This window comes from Staphylococcus sp. HMSC36A10 (genome assembly GCF_001838845.1).
Lineage (GTDB): Bacteria > Bacillota > Bacilli > Staphylococcales > Staphylococcaceae > Staphylococcus > Staphylococcus aureus.
Window position 1 is genome coordinate 1 of sequence record NZ_KV839122.1, and the last position, 17699, is coordinate 17699.

Sequence of the window (17699 nt, forward strand, 5' to 3'; positions counted from 1 at the left end):
AAGATATTTTCTAATTGAAAATTATCTTACTGCTTTTTTTAGGGATGTATGTCCCAGCCTCGGCGTGTTTATTTTTATTGACGTCTAACCCTAAAAGATATAAATTAGACATTTACAAATGATGTAAATAACGCAATTTCTATCATCGCTGTTAACAATTCATGCTTTAATATACTATGAGCATATACTTTTTAAATAGTATTATTCACTAGTTTTAACAATCGATTAATTGGTATATGATACTTTTATTGGTTATTTTCATCCCATAGTGTGATAATTACTATTTTTCATTCATAATAAAGGTTTAAAGCATGTTAATAGTGTGTAAGATTAACATGTACTGAAAAACATGTTTAACATAACGATATAAGGAGTGACGTACATGATCCGTCTAGGTAAAATGTCAGATTTAGATCAAATCTTAAATCTAGTAGAAGAAGCAAAAGAATTAATGAAAGAACACGACAACGAGCAATGGGACGATCAGTACCCACTTTTAGAACATTTTGAAGAAGATATTGCTAAAGATTATTTGTACGTATTAGAGGAAAATGACAAAATTTATGGCTTTATTGTTGTCGACCAAGACCAAGCAGAATGGTATGATGACATTGACTGGCCAGTAAATAGAGAAGGCGCCTTTGTTATTCATAGATTAACTGGTTCGAAAGAATATAAAGGAGCTGCTACAGAATTATTCAATTATGTTATTGATGTAGTTAAAGCACGTGGTGCAGAAGTTATTTTAACGGACACCTTTGCGTTAAACAAACCTGCACAAGGTTTATTTGCCAAATTTGGATTTCATAAGGTCGGTGAACAATTAATGGAATATCCGCCATATGATAAAGGTGAACCATTTTATGCATATTATAAAAATTTAAAAGAATAGAGGTAATATTAATGACGAAAATCGCATTTACCGGAGGGGGAACAGTTGGACACGTATCAGTAAATTTAAGTTTAATTCCAACTGCATTATCACAAGGTTATGAAGCGCTTTATATTGGTTCTAAAAATGGTATTGAAAGAGAAATGATTGAATCACAACTACCAGAAATTAAGTATTATCCTATTTCGAGTGGTAAATTAAGAAGATATATTTCTTTAGAAAATGCCAAAGACGTATTTAAAGTATTGAAAGGTATTCTTGATGCTCGTAAAGTTTTGAAAAAAGAAAAACCTGATCTATTATTTTCAAAAGGTGGATTTGTATCTGTGCCTGTTGTTATTGCAGCCAAATCATTAAATATACCAACTATTATTCATGAATCTGACTTAACACCAGGATTAGCGAATAAGATAGCACTTAAATTTGCCAAGAAAATATATACAACATTTGAAGAAACGCTAAACTACCTACCTAAAGAGAAAGCTGATTTTATTGGAGCAACAATTCGAGAAGATTTAAAAAATGGTAATGCACATAATGGTTATCAATTAACAGGCTTTAATGAAAATAAAAAAGTTTTACTCGTTATGGGTGGAAGCTTAGGAAGTAAAAAATTAAATAGCATTATTCGCGAAAACTTAGATGCATTATTACAACAATATCAAGTGATACATTTAACTGGTAAAGGATTAAAAGATGCTCAAGTTAAAAAATCAGGATATATACAATATGAATTTGTTAAAGAGGATTTAACAGATTTATTAGCAATTACGGACACAGTAATAAGTAGAGCTGGATCAAATGCGATTTATGAGTTCTTAACATTACGTATACCAATGTTATTAGTACCATTAGGTTTAGATCAATCCCGAGGCGACCAAATTGACAATGCAAATCATTTTGCTGATAAAGGTTATGCTAAAACGATTGATGAAGAACAATTAACAGCACAAATTTTATTACAAGAACTAAATGAAATGGAACAGGAAAGAACTCGAATTATCAATAATATGAAATCGTATGAACAAAGTTATACGAAAGAAGCTTTATTTGATAAGATGATTAAAGACGCATTGAATTAATGGGGGGTAATGCTTTATGAGTCAATGGAAACGTATCTCTTTGCTCATCGTTTTTACATTGGTTTTTGGAATTATCGCGTTTTTCCACGAATCAAGACTAGGGAAATGGATTGATAATGAAGTTTATGAATTTATATATTCATCAGAGAGCTTTATTACGACATCTATCATGCTTGGGGCTACTAAAGTAGGTGAAGTCTGGGCAATGTTATGTATTTCATTACTTCTTGTGGCATATCTCATGTTAAAGCGCCACAAAATTGAAGCATTATTTTTTGCATTAACAATGGCACTATCTGGAATTTTGAATCCAGCATTAAAAAATATATTCGATAGAGAAAGACCTACATTGCTGCGTTTAATTGATATAACAGGATTTAGTTTTCCTAGCGGTCATGCTATGGGATCAACTGCATATTTTGGAAGTGGTATCTATCTATTAAATCGATTAAATCAAGGTAATTCAAAAGGTATTCTTATAGGGTTATGTGCAGCTATGATTTTATTGATTTCCATATCACGTGTATATCTAGGTGTACATTATCCAACAGATATTATTGCCGGCATTATTGGTGGCGTATTTTGCATTATTTTATCAACGTTATTACTTAGAAATAAATTAATAAATTAAATAGTAAAAAAACAAAAGCAGTAAACCTAAAGTGTCGTAAGGGTTTACTGCTTTTATAAAACGTTGTTATAACGTATATTGTCTTTTACGGGCATATAAAAGGGGAATATTTGAAAATGACCAATCCAACAAGAACGAAACGTTGTGGGGGGGATGTTCTATGTGGTATTGATAATCATTTTCAACTACTATTATACATTAGTGAGAATCATTGTCAATTAGAAACTAAAACTTTTTTTGAATATTTTTTAAGAATAGTAAATAAAACGCATGATTACGCTATTTTAGAAAATAAAAAAATTTGTATTTCTCATTAGAATTAGAATATTTAAAAGTTATGAGGTTTAAAAATTATATTATTTACATACTCCTTTTGAATTTATACATTATGAAATGTTACTTCCAAGTTCAAAATCGCACATTGAAATGATGTGTGAAAATGTTTAAACTACGGTCATTTTGTGAAAATAAAGATAATAACTATTCATTTTACATTAGTGAAAAGTAAGTATACGACAACAATTGATATTGCGGTAAGGCCTTGTGTTACAGTATTATATATTTAAGTACTGCAATCAGAATTAACAGAATTCCATTAACTGATTATTAAATATTTGAGTTAATAAATAATTAATGATTGTAGCTTGAAAAATTTAAAACATGGTTATTGATTTGTGATAAAATTTAAACGTAAACAAACTAATTTAAAAAGCAACTATTGTATAGAAAAATACAAAATTTAAAATATATTACCTTATTAGAAAAAGTCGTAATATGAGGTGTACAAATGACGCAAATTTTAATAGTAGAAGATGAACAAAACTTAGCAAGATTTCTTGAATTGGAACTCACACATGAAAATTACAATGTGGACACAGAGTATGATGGACAAGACGGTTTAGATAAAGCGCTTAGCCATTACTATGATTTAATCATATTAGATTTAATGTTGCCGTCAATTAATGGCTTAGAAATTTGTCGCAAAATTAGACAACAACAATCTACACCTATCATTATAATTACAGCGAAAAGTGATACGTATGACAAAGTTGCTGGGCTTGATTACGGTGCAGACGATTATATAGTTAAGCCATTTGATATTGAAGAACTTTTAGCAAGAATACGTGCGATTTTACGTCGTCAGCCACAAAAAGATATTATCGATGTCAATGGTATTACAATTGATAAGAATGCTTTTAAAGTGACGGTAAATGGCGCAGAAATTGAATTAACAAAAACAGAGTATGATTTACTATATCTTCTTGCTGAAAATAAAAACCATGTTATGCAACGGGAACAAATTTTAAATCATGTATGGGGTTATAATAGTGAAGTAGAAACAAATGTCGTAGATGTTTATATAAGATATTTACGAAACAAATTAAAACCATACGATCGTGACAAAATGATTGAAACAGTTCGTGGCGTTGGGTATGTGATACGATGACAAAACGTAAATTGCGCAATAACTGGATTATTGTTACCACGATGATTACGTTTGTCACGATATTTTTGTTTTGTTTAATTATTATTTTTTTCTTGAAAGATACACTGCATAATAGTGAGCTTGATGATGCAGAACGAAGCTCAAGCGATATTAATAATTTATTTCATTCTAAGCCTGTTAAAGATATATCTGCATTAGACTTGAATGCATCTTTAGGTAATTTTCAAGAGATAATTATTTATGATGAGCATAATAATAAATTATTTGAGACATCGAATGATAACACAGTGAGAGTTGAACCAGGTTATGAACACCGTTATTTTGACCGCGTAATAAAAAAACGCTATAAAGGCATTGAATATTTAATTATTAAAGAACCAATTACAACGCAAGATTTCAAAGGGTATAGCTTGTTAATTCATTCACTAGAAAATTATGATAACATCGTAAAATCATTGTATATCATTGCGCTGGCATTTGGAGTGATTGCAACAATTATAACTGCCACAATCAGTTATGTATTTTCAACACAAATTACTAAACCGCTTGTCAGTTTATCAAATAAAATGATTGAGATTCGACGAGATGGTTTTCAAAATAAATTGCAATTAAATACAAATTATGAAGAAATAGATAATTTAGCAAATACGTTTAATGAGATGATGAGCCAAATTGAAGAATCATTTAATCAACAAAGACAATTTGTTGAAGATGCGTCACATGAATTACGAACACCATTACAAATTATTCAAGGTCATTTAAATTTGATTCAGCGATGGGGAAAAAAAGACCCAGCAGTATTAGAAGAATCGTTAAATATTTCTATTGAAGAAATGAATCGTATCATAAAATTAGTCGAAGAATTACTTGAATTGACTAAAGGAGATGTAAATGACATTTCTTCTGAAGCACAGACCGTGCATATTAATGATGAAATTCGTTCGCGAATACACTCATTAAAACAATTGCATCCTGATTATCAATTTGATACGGATCTGACATCTAAAAATCTAGAAATTAAAATGAAACCTCATCAATTCGAACAATTATTTTTAATCTTTATTGATAATGCAATCAAATATGATGTGAAGAATAAGAAAATTAAAGTTAAGACAAGGTTAAAAAATAAGCAAAAAATAATTGAAATTACAGATCATGGAATTGGTATTCCAGAGGAAGATCAAGATTTCATTTTTGATCGCTTTTATCGAGTGGATAAATCTCGTTCAAGAAGTCAAGGCGGTAATGGACTCGGATTATCTATTGCTCAAAAAATCATTCAATTAAACGGTGGATCGATTAAAATTAAAAGTGAAATTAACAAAGGAACAACGTTTAAAATCATATTTTAATCATGACTGAGACGTCAATCAAAGTCATAGGATCAATTTTTTAAGTACACATTAGCTGTGACTAATGTATAAGAACAACTATAAAACAAATAAACAGTGGTTCTTTATCATTTCTGTTGTACTCACAAAATTTACAATAAAATACATCTATAAACCTAGAAGAATCAACGCTTTTGTTGATTCTTCTTTTTAGCAGATAAATAGGTAAATCTACTTTAACAAATAACTAAATAGTGATATTATTACATTGTAAGCGTTTCAACATTTTTGTGGAGGGTGTAAAATGACTAACGAAAGAAAAGAAGTTTCAGAGGCTCCTGTAAACTTCGGTGCGAATTTAGGTCTAATGTTAGATCTATATGATGACTTTTTACAAGATCCATCATCTGTACCAGAAGATTTACAAGTCTTATTCAGCACAATTAAGAATGATGACTCAATTGTACCAGCTTTAAAAAGTACAAGTAGTCAAAATAGCGACGGCACAATTAAGCGTGTCATGCGTTTAATTGATAATATTCGCCAATACGGGCATCTTAAAGCCGATATTTATCCTGTAAATCCTCCAAAAAGGAAACATGTACCTAAATTAGAGATTGAAGACTTTGATTTAGATCAACAGACTTTGGAAGGTATATCAGCAGGAATTGTTTCAGATCACTTTGCCGACATTTATGATAATGCTTATGAAGCAATTTTAAGAATGGAAAAACGTTACAAAGGACCAATTGCATTTGAGTATACACATATTAATAACAATACCGAACGTGGTTGGTTAAAAAGAAGAATTGAAACGCCATATAAAGTAACGTTAAATAATAACGAAAAAAGGGCACTATTCAAACAATTAGCGTATGTTGAAGGGTTTGAAAAATATCTTCATAAAAACTTCGTTGGTGCAAAGCGTTTTTCAATTGAAGGGGTAGACGCACTTGTACCGATGTTACAACGTACTATTACGATTGCTGCGAAAGAAGGTATTAAAAATATACAAATAGGCATGGCTCACCGTGGACGTTTAAACGTTTTAACGCATGTCTTAGAAAAACCGTACGAAATGATGATTTCAGAATTTATGCATACAGATCCAATGAAATTCTTACCTGAAGATGGTAGCTTGCAGTTAACTGCTGGATGGACTGGTGATGTGAAATATCACCTTGGTGGCATTAAAACTACTGATTCATACGGTACAATGCAGCGTATTGCACTGGCTAACAATCCAAGTCACTTGGAAATTGTTGCACCTGTTGTTGAGGGGCGTACGAGAGCAGCACAAGATGATACACAACGAGCTGGGGCTCCGACGACTGATCATCATAAAGCAATGCCAATTATTATACATGGCGATGCTGCTTATCCTGGTCAAGGAATTAACTTCGAAACAATGAACTTAGGAAACTTGAAAGGCTATTCTACGGGTGGTTCATTGCATATTATTACTAACAATAGAATTGGATTTACTACAGAACCAATTGATGCACGTTCAACAACTTATTCTACAGATGTGGCCAAAGGTTATGATGTGCCAATATTCCATGTCAATGCTGATGACGTTGAAGCTACTATTGAAGCAATTGATATTGCAATGGAATTTAGAAAAGAGTTTCATAAAGACGTCGTTATTGATTTAGTAGGTTATCGTCGTTTTGGACATAACGAAATGGATGAACCATCAATTACTAATCCAGTTCCTTATCAGAATATTCGCAAACATGACTCTGTTGAATATGTGTTTGGTAAAAAGCTTGTTAATGAAGGTGTCATTTCAGAAGATGAAATGCATTCATTTATAGAACAAGTCCAAAAGGAACTAAGACAAGCTCATGATAAAATTAATAAAGCTGATAAAATGGATAATCCAGATATGGAAAAACCTGCAGAACTTGCATTACCGTTACAAGCAGACGAACAATCATTTACGTTTGATCATTTGAAAGAAATAAATGATGCATTGTTAACATATCCGGATGGCTTTAACATTTTGAAAAAGTTAAACAAAGTTCTTGAGAAGCGTCATGAGCCGTTTAATAAAGAAGATGGTTTAGTTGATTGGGCACAAGCAGAACAACTTGCATTTGCGACAATTTTACAAGATGGTACACCGATTCGCTTAACTGGTCAAGATAGTGAACGTGGTACATTCAGTCATAGGCATGCCGTGTTACATGATGAGCAAACAGGTGAAACATATACACCTTTACATCATGTTCCTGATCAAAAAGCGACATTTGATATACACAATTCTCCGCTTTCAGAAGCAGCAGTAGTTGGTTTTGAATACGGCTATAATGTGGAAAACAAAAAAAGCTTCAATATTTGGGAAGCGCAATATGGTGATTTTGCAAATATGTCACAAATGATTTTTGACAACTTCTTATTCAGTTCTCGCTCAAAATGGGGAGAACGTTCAGGATTAACATTATTCTTACCTCATGCATATGAGGGTCAAGGTCCTGAACATTCATCAGCAAGATTAGAGAGGTTTTTACAATTAGCTGCTGAAAATAATTGCACAGTTGTCAACTTATCTAGTTCAAGTAATTATTTCCACTTATTGCGTGCACAAGCGGCTAGTTTAGATTCTGAACAAATGCGACCATTGGTTGTTATGTCGCCAAAAAGCTTGCTGAGAAATAAAACAGTTGCAAAACCAATTGATGAATTTACTTCTGGTGGATTTGAGTCAATTTTGACAGAATCATATCAAGCGGATAAGGTTACAAAAGTTATTTTAGCAACTGGTAAAATGTTCATTGATTTAAAAGAAGCATTAGCTAAAAATCCAGACGAATCAGTATTACTCGTTGCGATCGAAAGATTGTATCCATTCCCAGAGGAAGAGATTGAAGCATTACTAGCACAATTGCCAAACCTTGAAGAAGTGTCATGGGTACAAGAAGAACCTAAAAATCAAGGTGCATGGTTATATGTCTATCCATATGTTAAAGTGCTAGTTGCAGATAAATATGATTTAAGTTATCATGGCAGAATTCAAAGGGCTGCTCCAGCTGAAGGCGATGGAGAAATTCATAAACTTGTTCAAAATAAAATTATAGAAAATGCATTAAAAAATAACTAGGGGGAAATAAGTCATGCCAGAGGTTAAAGTTCCAGAATTAGCAGAATCTATTACAGAAGGTACCATTGCAGAATGGTTGAAAAACGTAGGGGATAGCGTAGAAAAAGGTGAAGCTATTCTTGAATTAGAAACTGATAAAGTTAATGTCGAAGTTGTATCTGAAGAAGCAGGTGTATTATCTGAACAACTTGCAAGTGAAGGCGACACTGTAGAAGTTGGACAAGCAATTGCTATCATCGGCGAAGGTAGTGGCAATGCTTCTAAAGAAAATAGTAACGACAATACTCCACAACAAAATGAAGAAACAAATAATAAAAAAGAAGAAACAACAAATAATTCGGTAGATAAAGCTGAAGTCAATCAAGCAAATGATGACAATCAGCAACGTATTAATGCTACGCCTTCTGCGCGTCGATATGCTCGTGAAAATGGTGTGAATCTTGCTGAAGTAAGTCCGAAAACAAATGATGTGGTTCGTAAAGAAGATATTGATAAGAAACAACAGGCAACGGCATCAACACAAACAACACAACAAGCATCTGCAAAAGAAGAGAAAAAATACAATCAATATCCTACAAAACCAGTGATTCGTGAAAAAATGTCACGCAGAAAGAAAACAGCTGCCAAAAAATTATTAGAGGTATCTAATAATACAGCTATGTTAACAACATTTAACGAAGTTGACATGACAAATGTTATGGAATTGCGTAAACGTAAGAAAGAACAATTTATGAAAGATCATGATGGTACTAAATTAGGATTTATGTCATTCTTTACTAAAGCTTCTGTAGCAGCTTTGAAAAAGTATCCAGAAGTTAATGCAGAAATCGACGGCGACGACATGATTACGAAACAATATTATGATATTGGTGTAGCTGTTTCTACAGATGATGGATTATTAGTACCATTTGTAAGAGATTGTGATAAAAAGAATTTTGCAGAAATCGAAGCAGAAATTGCTAATTTAGCAGTTAAAGCACGAGAGAAAAAACTTGGCTTAGATGATATGGTTAATGGTTCATTTACGATTACAAATGGCGGTATTTTTGGATCAATGATGAGTACGCCAATTATCAATGGTAATCAAGCTGCAATCTTAGGCATGCATTCAATTATTACAAGACCAATTGCGATTGATCAAGATACAATCGAAAATCGTCCAATGATGTATATTGCATTAAGCTATGATCATAGAATTATTGACGGTAAAGAAGCAGTTGGATTCTTAAAAACAATTAAAGAATTAATTGAAAACCCAGAAGACTTATTATTAGAATCTTAATCCACAACACAAAATAGTTTACTATTCCTAAAAACGGGATCAAATCAATAACAAACAGCAGTAAGATTATTTTCTAGTCGAAATATCTTACTGCTGTACTTTATTTTTATAATGCTTCGTATTAAAATGTGAGTTTAATTTTGACTACTTAAAAAATATATCATTTCTATTGAAATAGACTCACAATAGAAATATAGGTAGAATAGCGTGTTTCAATATGCTAATGAAATCATTTTAGATAATAACAAGCGATGAAATTTATGAATTCTATAAGCGCCTTTAGTTAATTTAAAATCATCTGAACAAGATGTAAATTCACTTTATGGATACGACATGTATATGTTTTTTATGTACTACATAAAACGAAATATTCAATTGCTATATACAGATACTCATTAATGACATACTCAATAGCAACCATAACAATATTATGTTACCTATTTAAATGAAATAGTTCTTTTAAAGAAATACATTTTTCACATATTAATCTATAATCAAAATCAACTGACCGATATTCTATAATTTATGATTAAAATAAGTTATAATATAATAGTAAAGATAAAGATAGAGGTGGCTATAATGTGTGGACTTAGAAGTATAACATTAGGTACAACAAATATAGAACAGACAAAACATTTCATGGTTGACATATTAGGATTAAATTATGAAGAACTTCTTGAAAACTCAATTCGTTTCGGCGATGCAGATATAAGCCCAGGAACAAGACTTCAATTTATACAAGTTCCAAGTGAGCAATTAGAAGAATCTCACTTTGTGGGTATTGGATTACGTACACCAACTGACTCAGGTTTAGAGGAGTATGCGGAAATATTATCGAATAAGGATATTCCATTTACAACAGTTAAAGAATTAAATGGCAATAAATATTTCAGTCTCGAAGATAACAATGGTCATATTTTCTCAATATATTCAAACGAGAATAATTATGGCGTTGGTTTAGGTATGCCTTCTTTTGAGAGTGCGGTCAATCCGTTACATCAAGTGCAAGGTTTAGGACCAGTGATTCTTAAAGTGAATCATGTAGATATTACAGGTCAAATTTTAACAAATATATTCGGACTTGAAGTATTTGCAGAATACCAACCCTTCGACAATGCTGACTATCATGTCCAAGTATTCAAAGTTGGAACGGGTGGTCTAGGTGGCGAAATACATTTAATGCCTGTAGAAACAGAAATGACAATGCCGGAATATGGCGCAGTCGATCAAGTTGAGTTTGAAACGAAAGATGCAGATTTCTTTAATCAAGCGAAATCGCGCTTAGATGAAGTGGAAATACCATATCAAACGCTTGAGCAAGATGATATTGAATCAATTAGAATTACTGAAAACAGTGGATTATCGTTTATATTCACTTTACAAAAATAATTTTTTTACGATAGTGAGGACAAAATTTATGTTACATGAAACTTGGAAAGAACGTACACCAATCAAGAAAGTAGAAGTCATTAATACAGATGCAAAGAAATTTACAGTTTCTGACATGTTAACGGTTGGCAAACAATATGATGTTATCAACGAAACTGAAGAATATTATCAAATAATAGATAATTCTGGATTAGTTGGCGGTTACTATAAAACATATTTCAAAGAAGTTTAAACGCATAATTATTGAAATGAAGGCTAATATGAGATTTTCAATTAGTAAATTTGGTAAAATATAAACAATTCGCATACTAAGTATTGCGTTTTATATCAGAATAGAATAGTAAACTAAGGCATTTGAAGAACTTATTCCATGTCTTAGTTTTTTAATTTATTTAAAGGAGAACGTTTTAAAATGGCACTAAAACATTATAAGAATTCAGATTCAACAGTTTTCAATGATGCGAAGGCATTATTTGATTTAAATAAAAATATTTTACTTAAAGGTCCAACAGGTTCAGGGAAAACAAAGTTGGCAGAAACATTAAGTGAAGTTGTTGATACACCCATGCATCAAGTCAATTGTTCTGTTGATTTAGATACAGAAAGCTTATTAGGCTTTAAAACAATTAAAACAAATGCGGAAGGTCAACAAGAAATTGTCTTTGTAGATGGTCCAGTTATTAAAGCTATGAAAGAGGGGCATATTTTATATATTGATGAAATAAATATGGCTAAACCTGAAACATTGCCTGTATTAAATGGTGTATTAGATTATCGTCGTCAAATTACGAATCCATACACTGGTGAAGTAATCAAAGCTGTACCAGGATTTAACGTTATAGCAGCGATAAATGAAGGTTATGTTGGTACTTTGCCAATGAATGAAGCACTAAAAAATCGCTTTGTTGTTATTCACGTTGATTATATTGACGGGGACATTTTAAAAAATGTGATTAAAGAGCAAAGTTTATTACAAGATGATAAACAAATCGAACAAATTATTAAGTTTAACGAAGATTTACGTACTATGTCTAAGCAGGGACAAATTTCTGAAGAAGCCGCTAGTATCCGTGCATTATTAGACTTGTGTGATTTAATCACTGTAATGCCAGTTGAACGTGCAATTAAACGTACAATTATTGATAAATTGGAAGATGAACGTGAACAACAAGCAATATATAATGCTGTAGAACTAAACTTTTAAAGAGGGATAAAACATGAGTGATCGTTTCATAAAATTTAACGACGAACAGTTAGATGCCAAGCAAGTAATGATGTTGCAAGACTTAGCTCGACTCTTATTAAAAAATGAACAAACACAAGTTAAAATCCAAAAATTCCCTTACTATAATCCTGTTCAAAATGTTTTGATTACGAGTTGGTTTTGGTCACATCGACCAAGCCATATCGAAATGGCTGGTTTAAAAACAGATGTTATGTTAGCTGCTTACGGTTATCATATGATGGATGTACAAATTGTAAATGAAGTAGTACAAGATAAAACTTTTAAACACCCTAAATTTTATCAACAACTTTTTAAATTATTAGAAGATATGCGCGTATTAAATTCTATTAAAGTTGAGCGCCCAAGTACTGCTAAATTAATTGATCTTCGCTTAGATACACGGGTATCATATACGGAATCTCAAATTAAAGTGTATCGTACTAAAACACAATATACAGATTTATTATTTTTGTATTTAGAACATGCATTTTTAAGTCAAGATTTCTTTGATATACCATCTATACATTCAGATTTAGATGATATTTTAGTAAATATGTTCTTATATTTACCTAATTTTTTCCAAAATCAAAATTCTGAAGATAATATGTATCTGGCTCAAAGAATTATGTATCAAGTAGATGATATTTTAAAAGAAGATATGCTAAACGAATATTATTACTTACCTAAAACACTATATAATACATTAGCTAGTCCAGAGTTTGATGATTTAAAGAGAACTGATGCAAGTCAAGTCGATGGGCAAGATGATACTTCAGAAGATGATGATAACGAAAGTGAAAAAGCTGACTCTAAATCTGCAGATAGTGAGTCAAAAGGTGGCGCCTATTTAGAAATGGAGCTTCACGAAGGACAAAATAGTGAAACATTAGGTAATGATGAAGCACGTGAAGGCGATGCTACAGATGATATGACTGATATGATGACCAAAAAGGGCAAAGGATCAAACGATACGCTAAATCGTGAAGAAGGCGATGCTGTTGGTCAAAGCCAAGCATTTCAACTTGATGGTGTGAACAAAAATGTAGAAATAAAATGGCAAATTCCTGAAATTGAGCCACAATATGTTTTAGAATATCAAGAATCGAAACAAGACGTACAATATGAAATCAAAGACTTAATTCAAATTATAAAGAAATCGATTGAACGAGAACAACGAGATGCACGTTTTAATTTAACAAAAGGGCGATTACAAAAGGATTTAATTAATTGGTTTATCGACGATCAATATAAATTGTTTTACAAAAAACAAGATTTAAGTAAATCATTTGATGCGACGTTTACATTGTTAATTGATGCGTCAGCAAGTATGCATGATAAAATGGCTGAAACGAAGAAAGGTGTAGTGTTATTCCACGAGACGTTAAAAGCATTGAACATTAAACATGAAATTTTATCATTCAGTGAGGATGCCTTTGATTCAGACGATCATGCACAACCAAATATCATTAATGAAATTATTAACTATGATTACTCAACCTTTGAAAAAGATGGCCCACGTATTATGGCACTTGAACCTCAAGATGATAATCGTGATGGTGTTGCTATTAGAGTTGCAAGTGAACGATTAATGCGTCGAAATCAACATCAACGATTTTTAATCGTATTTTCAGACGGCGAACCGTCTGCATTTAATTATAGTCAAGATGGTATTATTGATACGTATGAAGCTGTAGAAATGTCACGTAAATTTGGTATTGAAGTATTTAATGTATTTTTGAGTCAAGATCCAATAACTGAAGATGTTGAACAAACAATTCATAATATTTATGGTCAATATGCTATTTTCGTTGAAGGTGTTGCGCATTTACCTGGACATCTCTCTCCATTATTAAAAAAATTACTACTTAAATCTTTATAAATAAGTTTAAAATATGAGTTTATATGAAATTGTGAATAAAAGTCATCAGTTACTATTTAAAAAGTGAATTTGAAGAATTTTATTTTCTGGCATAATTTGATTTAAACAACACATGTGTTTTGTTTCTGCTATGTACAACATATTTCATATAGACTCTTTATTATTTTTTGTGCTAAAATATTTACTTGTAAATTATTTCGTGTTTTAAAAAAAGGAGTAACTCTATGAATAAAAATACATGGGTCATTGGGTTTACGCTCTTCGCTATGTTTTTTGGCGCAGGCAATCTAATTTTTCCTCCTAATCTCGGATTGGATAGTGGTCAATTTTTCTGGCCCGCCATTTTAGCGTTTGTTCTAACTGGGATTGGTTTACCATTATTAGGTGTGATTGTAGGTGCACTTGATAAAGAAGGATATATTGGCGCATTAAATAAAATTTCACCTAAATTTTCAATATTGTTCTTAATCATCATTTATTTGACTATAGGACCACTTTTCGCAATACCTAGAACTGCATCTACATCTTTTGAAATGACAATTACACCAATTATACATAGCAATAGTAGTATCGCTTTATTTATATTTACGATTATCTACTTCATAGTCGTTTTGTATATTTGTTTAAATCCATCTAAGTTAATCGATCGTATTGGTTCATTATTAACACCATTATTATTGATTACTATTTTAGCGATGATTATTAAAGGATACTTAGACTTTAGCGGTAATAGTGCTGGAAAGGGCAATGAAGCACTATATCATTCTAATTTTTCAAGTTTTGCTGAAGGCTTTACACAAGGCTATTTAACAATGGATGCCATTGCAGCAATTGCTTTTTCAATGATTGTTGTTAATGCAGTAAAACTAACAGGCATTACTAAAACAAATCAAATATTCAAACAAACTTTGACTGCTGGTTTAATTGCAGCCGTAGCTTTAATTTTCATATATATTTCATTAGGTTATATTGGTAATCATATGCCAGTAAGTGACATGACGTTAGATCAATTGAAATCCAAAGATCGAAACATTGGGACATATTTATTAACGACAATGGCTTCAACAGGATTTGGTTCATTCGGAAAATATTTATTGGGCATCATTGTGGCGCTGGCATGTCTAACTACAGCATGCGGGCTTATTGTTGCAGTTTCTGAATATTTCCATAGAATCGTACCTAAAGTATCATACAAAGCATTTGTATTAGTTTTCATTTTAATGAGTTTTATTATTGCTAACCAAGGTTTAAATGCTGTTATCTCAATGTCAATTCCGGTATTAAGCATTGTATACCCAGTAGCAATAACTGTTGTATTATTAATTTTAATTGCCAAATTCATACCGACAAAACGCATTTCACAACAAATTCCAGTTATTATCGTATTTATATTGTCGATTTTCAGTGTTATTAGTAAGTTAGGTTGGCTGAAAATTAACTTTATAGAATCATTGCCTCTAAGAGCGTATTCTTTAGAGTGGTTCCCAGTAGCAATTATTGCAACGATATTAGGCTATCTAGTCGGCATATTTGTAAAACAAGATCCAATTAAATATCAACAGGAATAACGAATAATATAAAAGGAAGCATCTCCAATTTAATCGTAGGATGCTTCCTTTTTGTTATATCTAATTCGTAATTTATGATTGTTTATTCGGTCCTTTGATGTTCACTAAATGTGACTTTAAATCTTGTTCTAATTGTTGTAATTCTTTTTCAGCTAATTGTCGTTCTTCGCGACCGTGTTGTTGAATAATTAATGTTTCTTCAATTGTCTCAATAATGTTACGCTGTGTACGTTTCAATGTATCAAGATCAACAATGCCACGCTCATTTTCTGTTGCAGTTTCAATCGCATTTTGTTTCAACATTTCAGCATTTGCTGTTAATAAATCATTAGTTGTATCAGTGACAGCTCGTTGTGCAGCAACTGCATTACGCTGTCTCATTAATGTAAGCGCAATGGCCATTTGATTTTTCCATAGTGGAATACTTGTCAAAATTGAACTTTGTATCTTCTCGGCAAGTGCTTGATTAACATTTTGAATCATACGAATTTGTGGCGCAGTTTGCAAAGCTATTTGTCTTGAAAGCTGTAAGTCATATATGCGTTTATCTAGTCTATCTATAAATTGCTGCATATCTGCAACTTGTTGAATATCCATTTGATTAGTGGATTGCTGCGCTTGCTGTTGCAATTGTGGTAGCTTTTCATTTTCTAATTGCAACTTTTTTTGCTGTGCAGCAATGATATGCAATGATAAGTCATCAAAGTATTGTTTGTTTTTATCATATAGCGTATCTAATAATTCAATATCTCTTGTTAAATGTGTTTGATGTTTCTGCAGTTGAATCGTTATGCGATCGACTTGAGCACTAACTGATTGCATTCTTGAAAAGATTTCATTGATAGACGACTTTGCTCTGCTAAAAATTCTTTTTAACATAGATGGTTTATCAGTATTTAACTCATTTGGATTAACTGACTTTAGTTTTGACATTAGATCTGACAAAGTATCTCCAATAGGACCAACATCTTTACTTTGTACTTCATCCAACATTTGATGTGAAAATTGAGACATTTGTTTCTGTAAATCAGAACCAAACGCTAATAAACCTTCATTGTCTAAAGGGTTAATTTGTTTACTGATTGTGTCTACCTGTTTTTGTTGTTCAATTGTTAACTTTTCTTTTTGAATAGTAGTATTCGATAATTCTTTATCGCTTATAAAATCATCTAGTGGATGGCTTTCTTTGAAACTTTTATTTTCAGTCATCAATCATCTCTCCAATAGTTGCTATTTTACATCAATCTTGATGATGTTTTTGATGTAACTTATTTAATTCCATTTCAATATCTAAACGTTCATAATCATCTTCGTTGAGACGCTTTAAATCAGCGATTAATGTTCGTTTGACCTCATCCAAAGTAATTCGTGTTTGTTCTAACTTTTGCTGTTCATTAATTGATTTTTTGGGCATTTTTGCTAGACGTGTATATGCATCAACCAAATTTAAAGCATTATCAATATGAGAATAAAAAAAGCCTTCAACTTTATAAAATGATGCAGGTCTCTGTCTAACTGTCGTATAAATAGAACGTGAAATTTGGTATATATCATTAATCTGCCTAAAATCTTTAATTGATCTTATATTGACATACGTTTTTAAAATACCTCTAAGTTTTTGGTGTGTATGATTTAACTGATTTCGAATATAGCGATAGTCTTTTCTAGTCAAACCAATTTCGTTTAAATATTTGCGTGAAGTGAGTTTTTGTATCGGTAGGTATGTCATTAAAAAGCCAACAATACCAATAGACATATCAATTAAAAAAGATACATCAAGTGCAATCATCCCAAATATGCTTGTTAAAAACGCTACAGGAATTCCCACTAACACCCCAAATATATGAGAAATATTATATCTCACTGTCAT

At 31.6% G+C, this 17699-nt stretch carries 15 protein-coding genes and 1 pseudogene; 14 read left to right on the top strand and 2 right to left on the bottom strand.

Annotated features, from left to right (window positions below):
* Positions 1-382: 382 nt before the first annotated feature.
* The 14 genes and pseudogenes from HMPREF3247_RS09105 (at position 383) to brnQ (ending at position 15829) form a co-directional block, all read left to right on the top strand.
* Positions 383-892 carry a GNAT family N-acetyltransferase gene (locus HMPREF3247_RS09105; RefSeq protein ID WP_000620194.1) on the top strand — a complete coding sequence of 170 codons (510 nt, stop codon included), beginning with the start codon at positions 383-385 and terminating at the stop codon, positions 890-892.
* Positions 893-903: 11 nt separating this feature from the next.
* Entirely contained in the window at positions 904-1974 is a 1071-nt protein-coding gene (locus HMPREF3247_RS09110) for an undecaprenyldiphospho-muramoylpentapeptide beta-N-acetylglucosaminyltransferase (RefSeq protein ID WP_000160906.1), read from the top strand.
* Positions 1975-1990: 16 nt separating this feature from the next.
* Entirely contained in the window at positions 1991-2605 is a 615-nt protein-coding gene (locus tag HMPREF3247_RS09115) for a phosphatase PAP2 family protein (RefSeq protein ID WP_000084773.1), read from the top strand.
* A 116-nt stretch (positions 2606-2721) separates the two neighbouring features.
* The gene (locus HMPREF3247_RS09120; protein WP_000184336.1) at positions 2722-2922 is read left to right on the top strand and encodes a hypothetical protein; all 201 of its coding nucleotides are present in this window, start codon (positions 2722-2724) and stop codon (positions 2920-2922) included.
* Positions 2923-2998: 76 nt separating this feature from the next.
* Positions 2999-3113, top strand: a pseudogene (locus tag HMPREF3247_RS09125) (hypothetical protein).
* Between the two features lie 279 nt (positions 3114-3392).
* Complete coding sequence (arlR, locus tag HMPREF3247_RS09130; protein WP_000192137.1) at positions 3393-4052, top strand: response regulator transcription factor ArlR; 660 nt, start codon at positions 3393-3395, stop codon at positions 4050-4052.
* Positions 4049-5404, top strand: a complete 1356-nt coding sequence (gene arlS / locus HMPREF3247_RS09135) for a sensor histidine kinase ArlS (RefSeq protein ID WP_000166801.1) — start codon at positions 4049-4051, stop codon at positions 5402-5404. The genes arlR and arlS overlap by 4 nt, the downstream gene beginning before the upstream one ends.
* Before the next feature lie 283 nt (positions 5405-5687).
* On the top strand, positions 5688-8486 hold the full coding sequence (locus HMPREF3247_RS09140) for a 2-oxoglutarate dehydrogenase E1 component (RefSeq protein WP_000180675.1): 2799 nt from the start codon (positions 5688-5690) through the stop codon (positions 8484-8486).
* Between the two features lie 13 nt (positions 8487-8499).
* Positions 8500-9768 carry a dihydrolipoyllysine-residue succinyltransferase gene (sucB, locus tag HMPREF3247_RS09145; RefSeq protein ID WP_001115442.1) on the top strand — a complete coding sequence of 423 codons (1269 nt, stop codon included), beginning with the start codon at positions 8500-8502 and terminating at the stop codon, positions 9766-9768.
* Between the two features lie 579 nt (positions 9769-10347).
* The gene (locus HMPREF3247_RS09150) at positions 10348-11157 is read left to right on the top strand and encodes a VOC family protein (protein WP_000334518.1); all 810 of its coding nucleotides are present in this window, start codon (positions 10348-10350) and stop codon (positions 11155-11157) included.
* 28 nt (positions 11158-11185) lie between these two features.
* Positions 11186-11389 (top strand): DUF6501 family protein, encoded by a 204-nt coding sequence (locus HMPREF3247_RS09155; RefSeq protein ID WP_000902175.1) that lies wholly within the window; start codon positions 11186-11188, stop codon positions 11387-11389.
* A 180-nt stretch (positions 11390-11569) separates the two neighbouring features.
* A complete protein-coding gene (locus tag HMPREF3247_RS09160; protein WP_001185421.1) occupies positions 11570-12361 on the top strand; it encodes an ATP-binding protein in 792 nt (263 codons plus the stop codon).
* A gap of 13 nt (positions 12362-12374) precedes the next feature.
* Positions 12375-14261, top strand: coding sequence for a nitric oxide reductase activation protein NorD (locus HMPREF3247_RS09165; protein ID WP_064130024.1), 1887 nt, complete (start codon positions 12375-12377; stop codon positions 14259-14261).
* Between the two features lie 224 nt (positions 14262-14485).
* Positions 14486-15829 carry a branched-chain amino acid-like transporter carrier protein BrnQ3 gene (brnQ, locus tag HMPREF3247_RS09170; RefSeq protein WP_001039275.1) on the top strand — a complete coding sequence of 448 codons (1344 nt, stop codon included), beginning with the start codon at positions 14486-14488 and terminating at the stop codon, positions 15827-15829.
* A gap of 72 nt (positions 15830-15901) precedes the next feature.
* Here brnQ and HMPREF3247_RS09175 read toward each other — a convergent pair whose 3' ends face one another.
* Positions 15902-17038 (bottom strand): toxic anion resistance protein, encoded by a 1137-nt coding sequence (locus tag HMPREF3247_RS09175; RefSeq protein ID WP_000138413.1) that lies wholly within the window; start codon positions 17036-17038, stop codon positions 15902-15904.
* A gap of 31 nt (positions 17039-17069) precedes the next feature.
* A complete protein-coding gene (locus HMPREF3247_RS09180; protein ID WP_001788788.1) occupies positions 17070-17699 on the bottom strand; it encodes a 5-bromo-4-chloroindolyl phosphate hydrolysis family protein in 630 nt (209 codons plus the stop codon).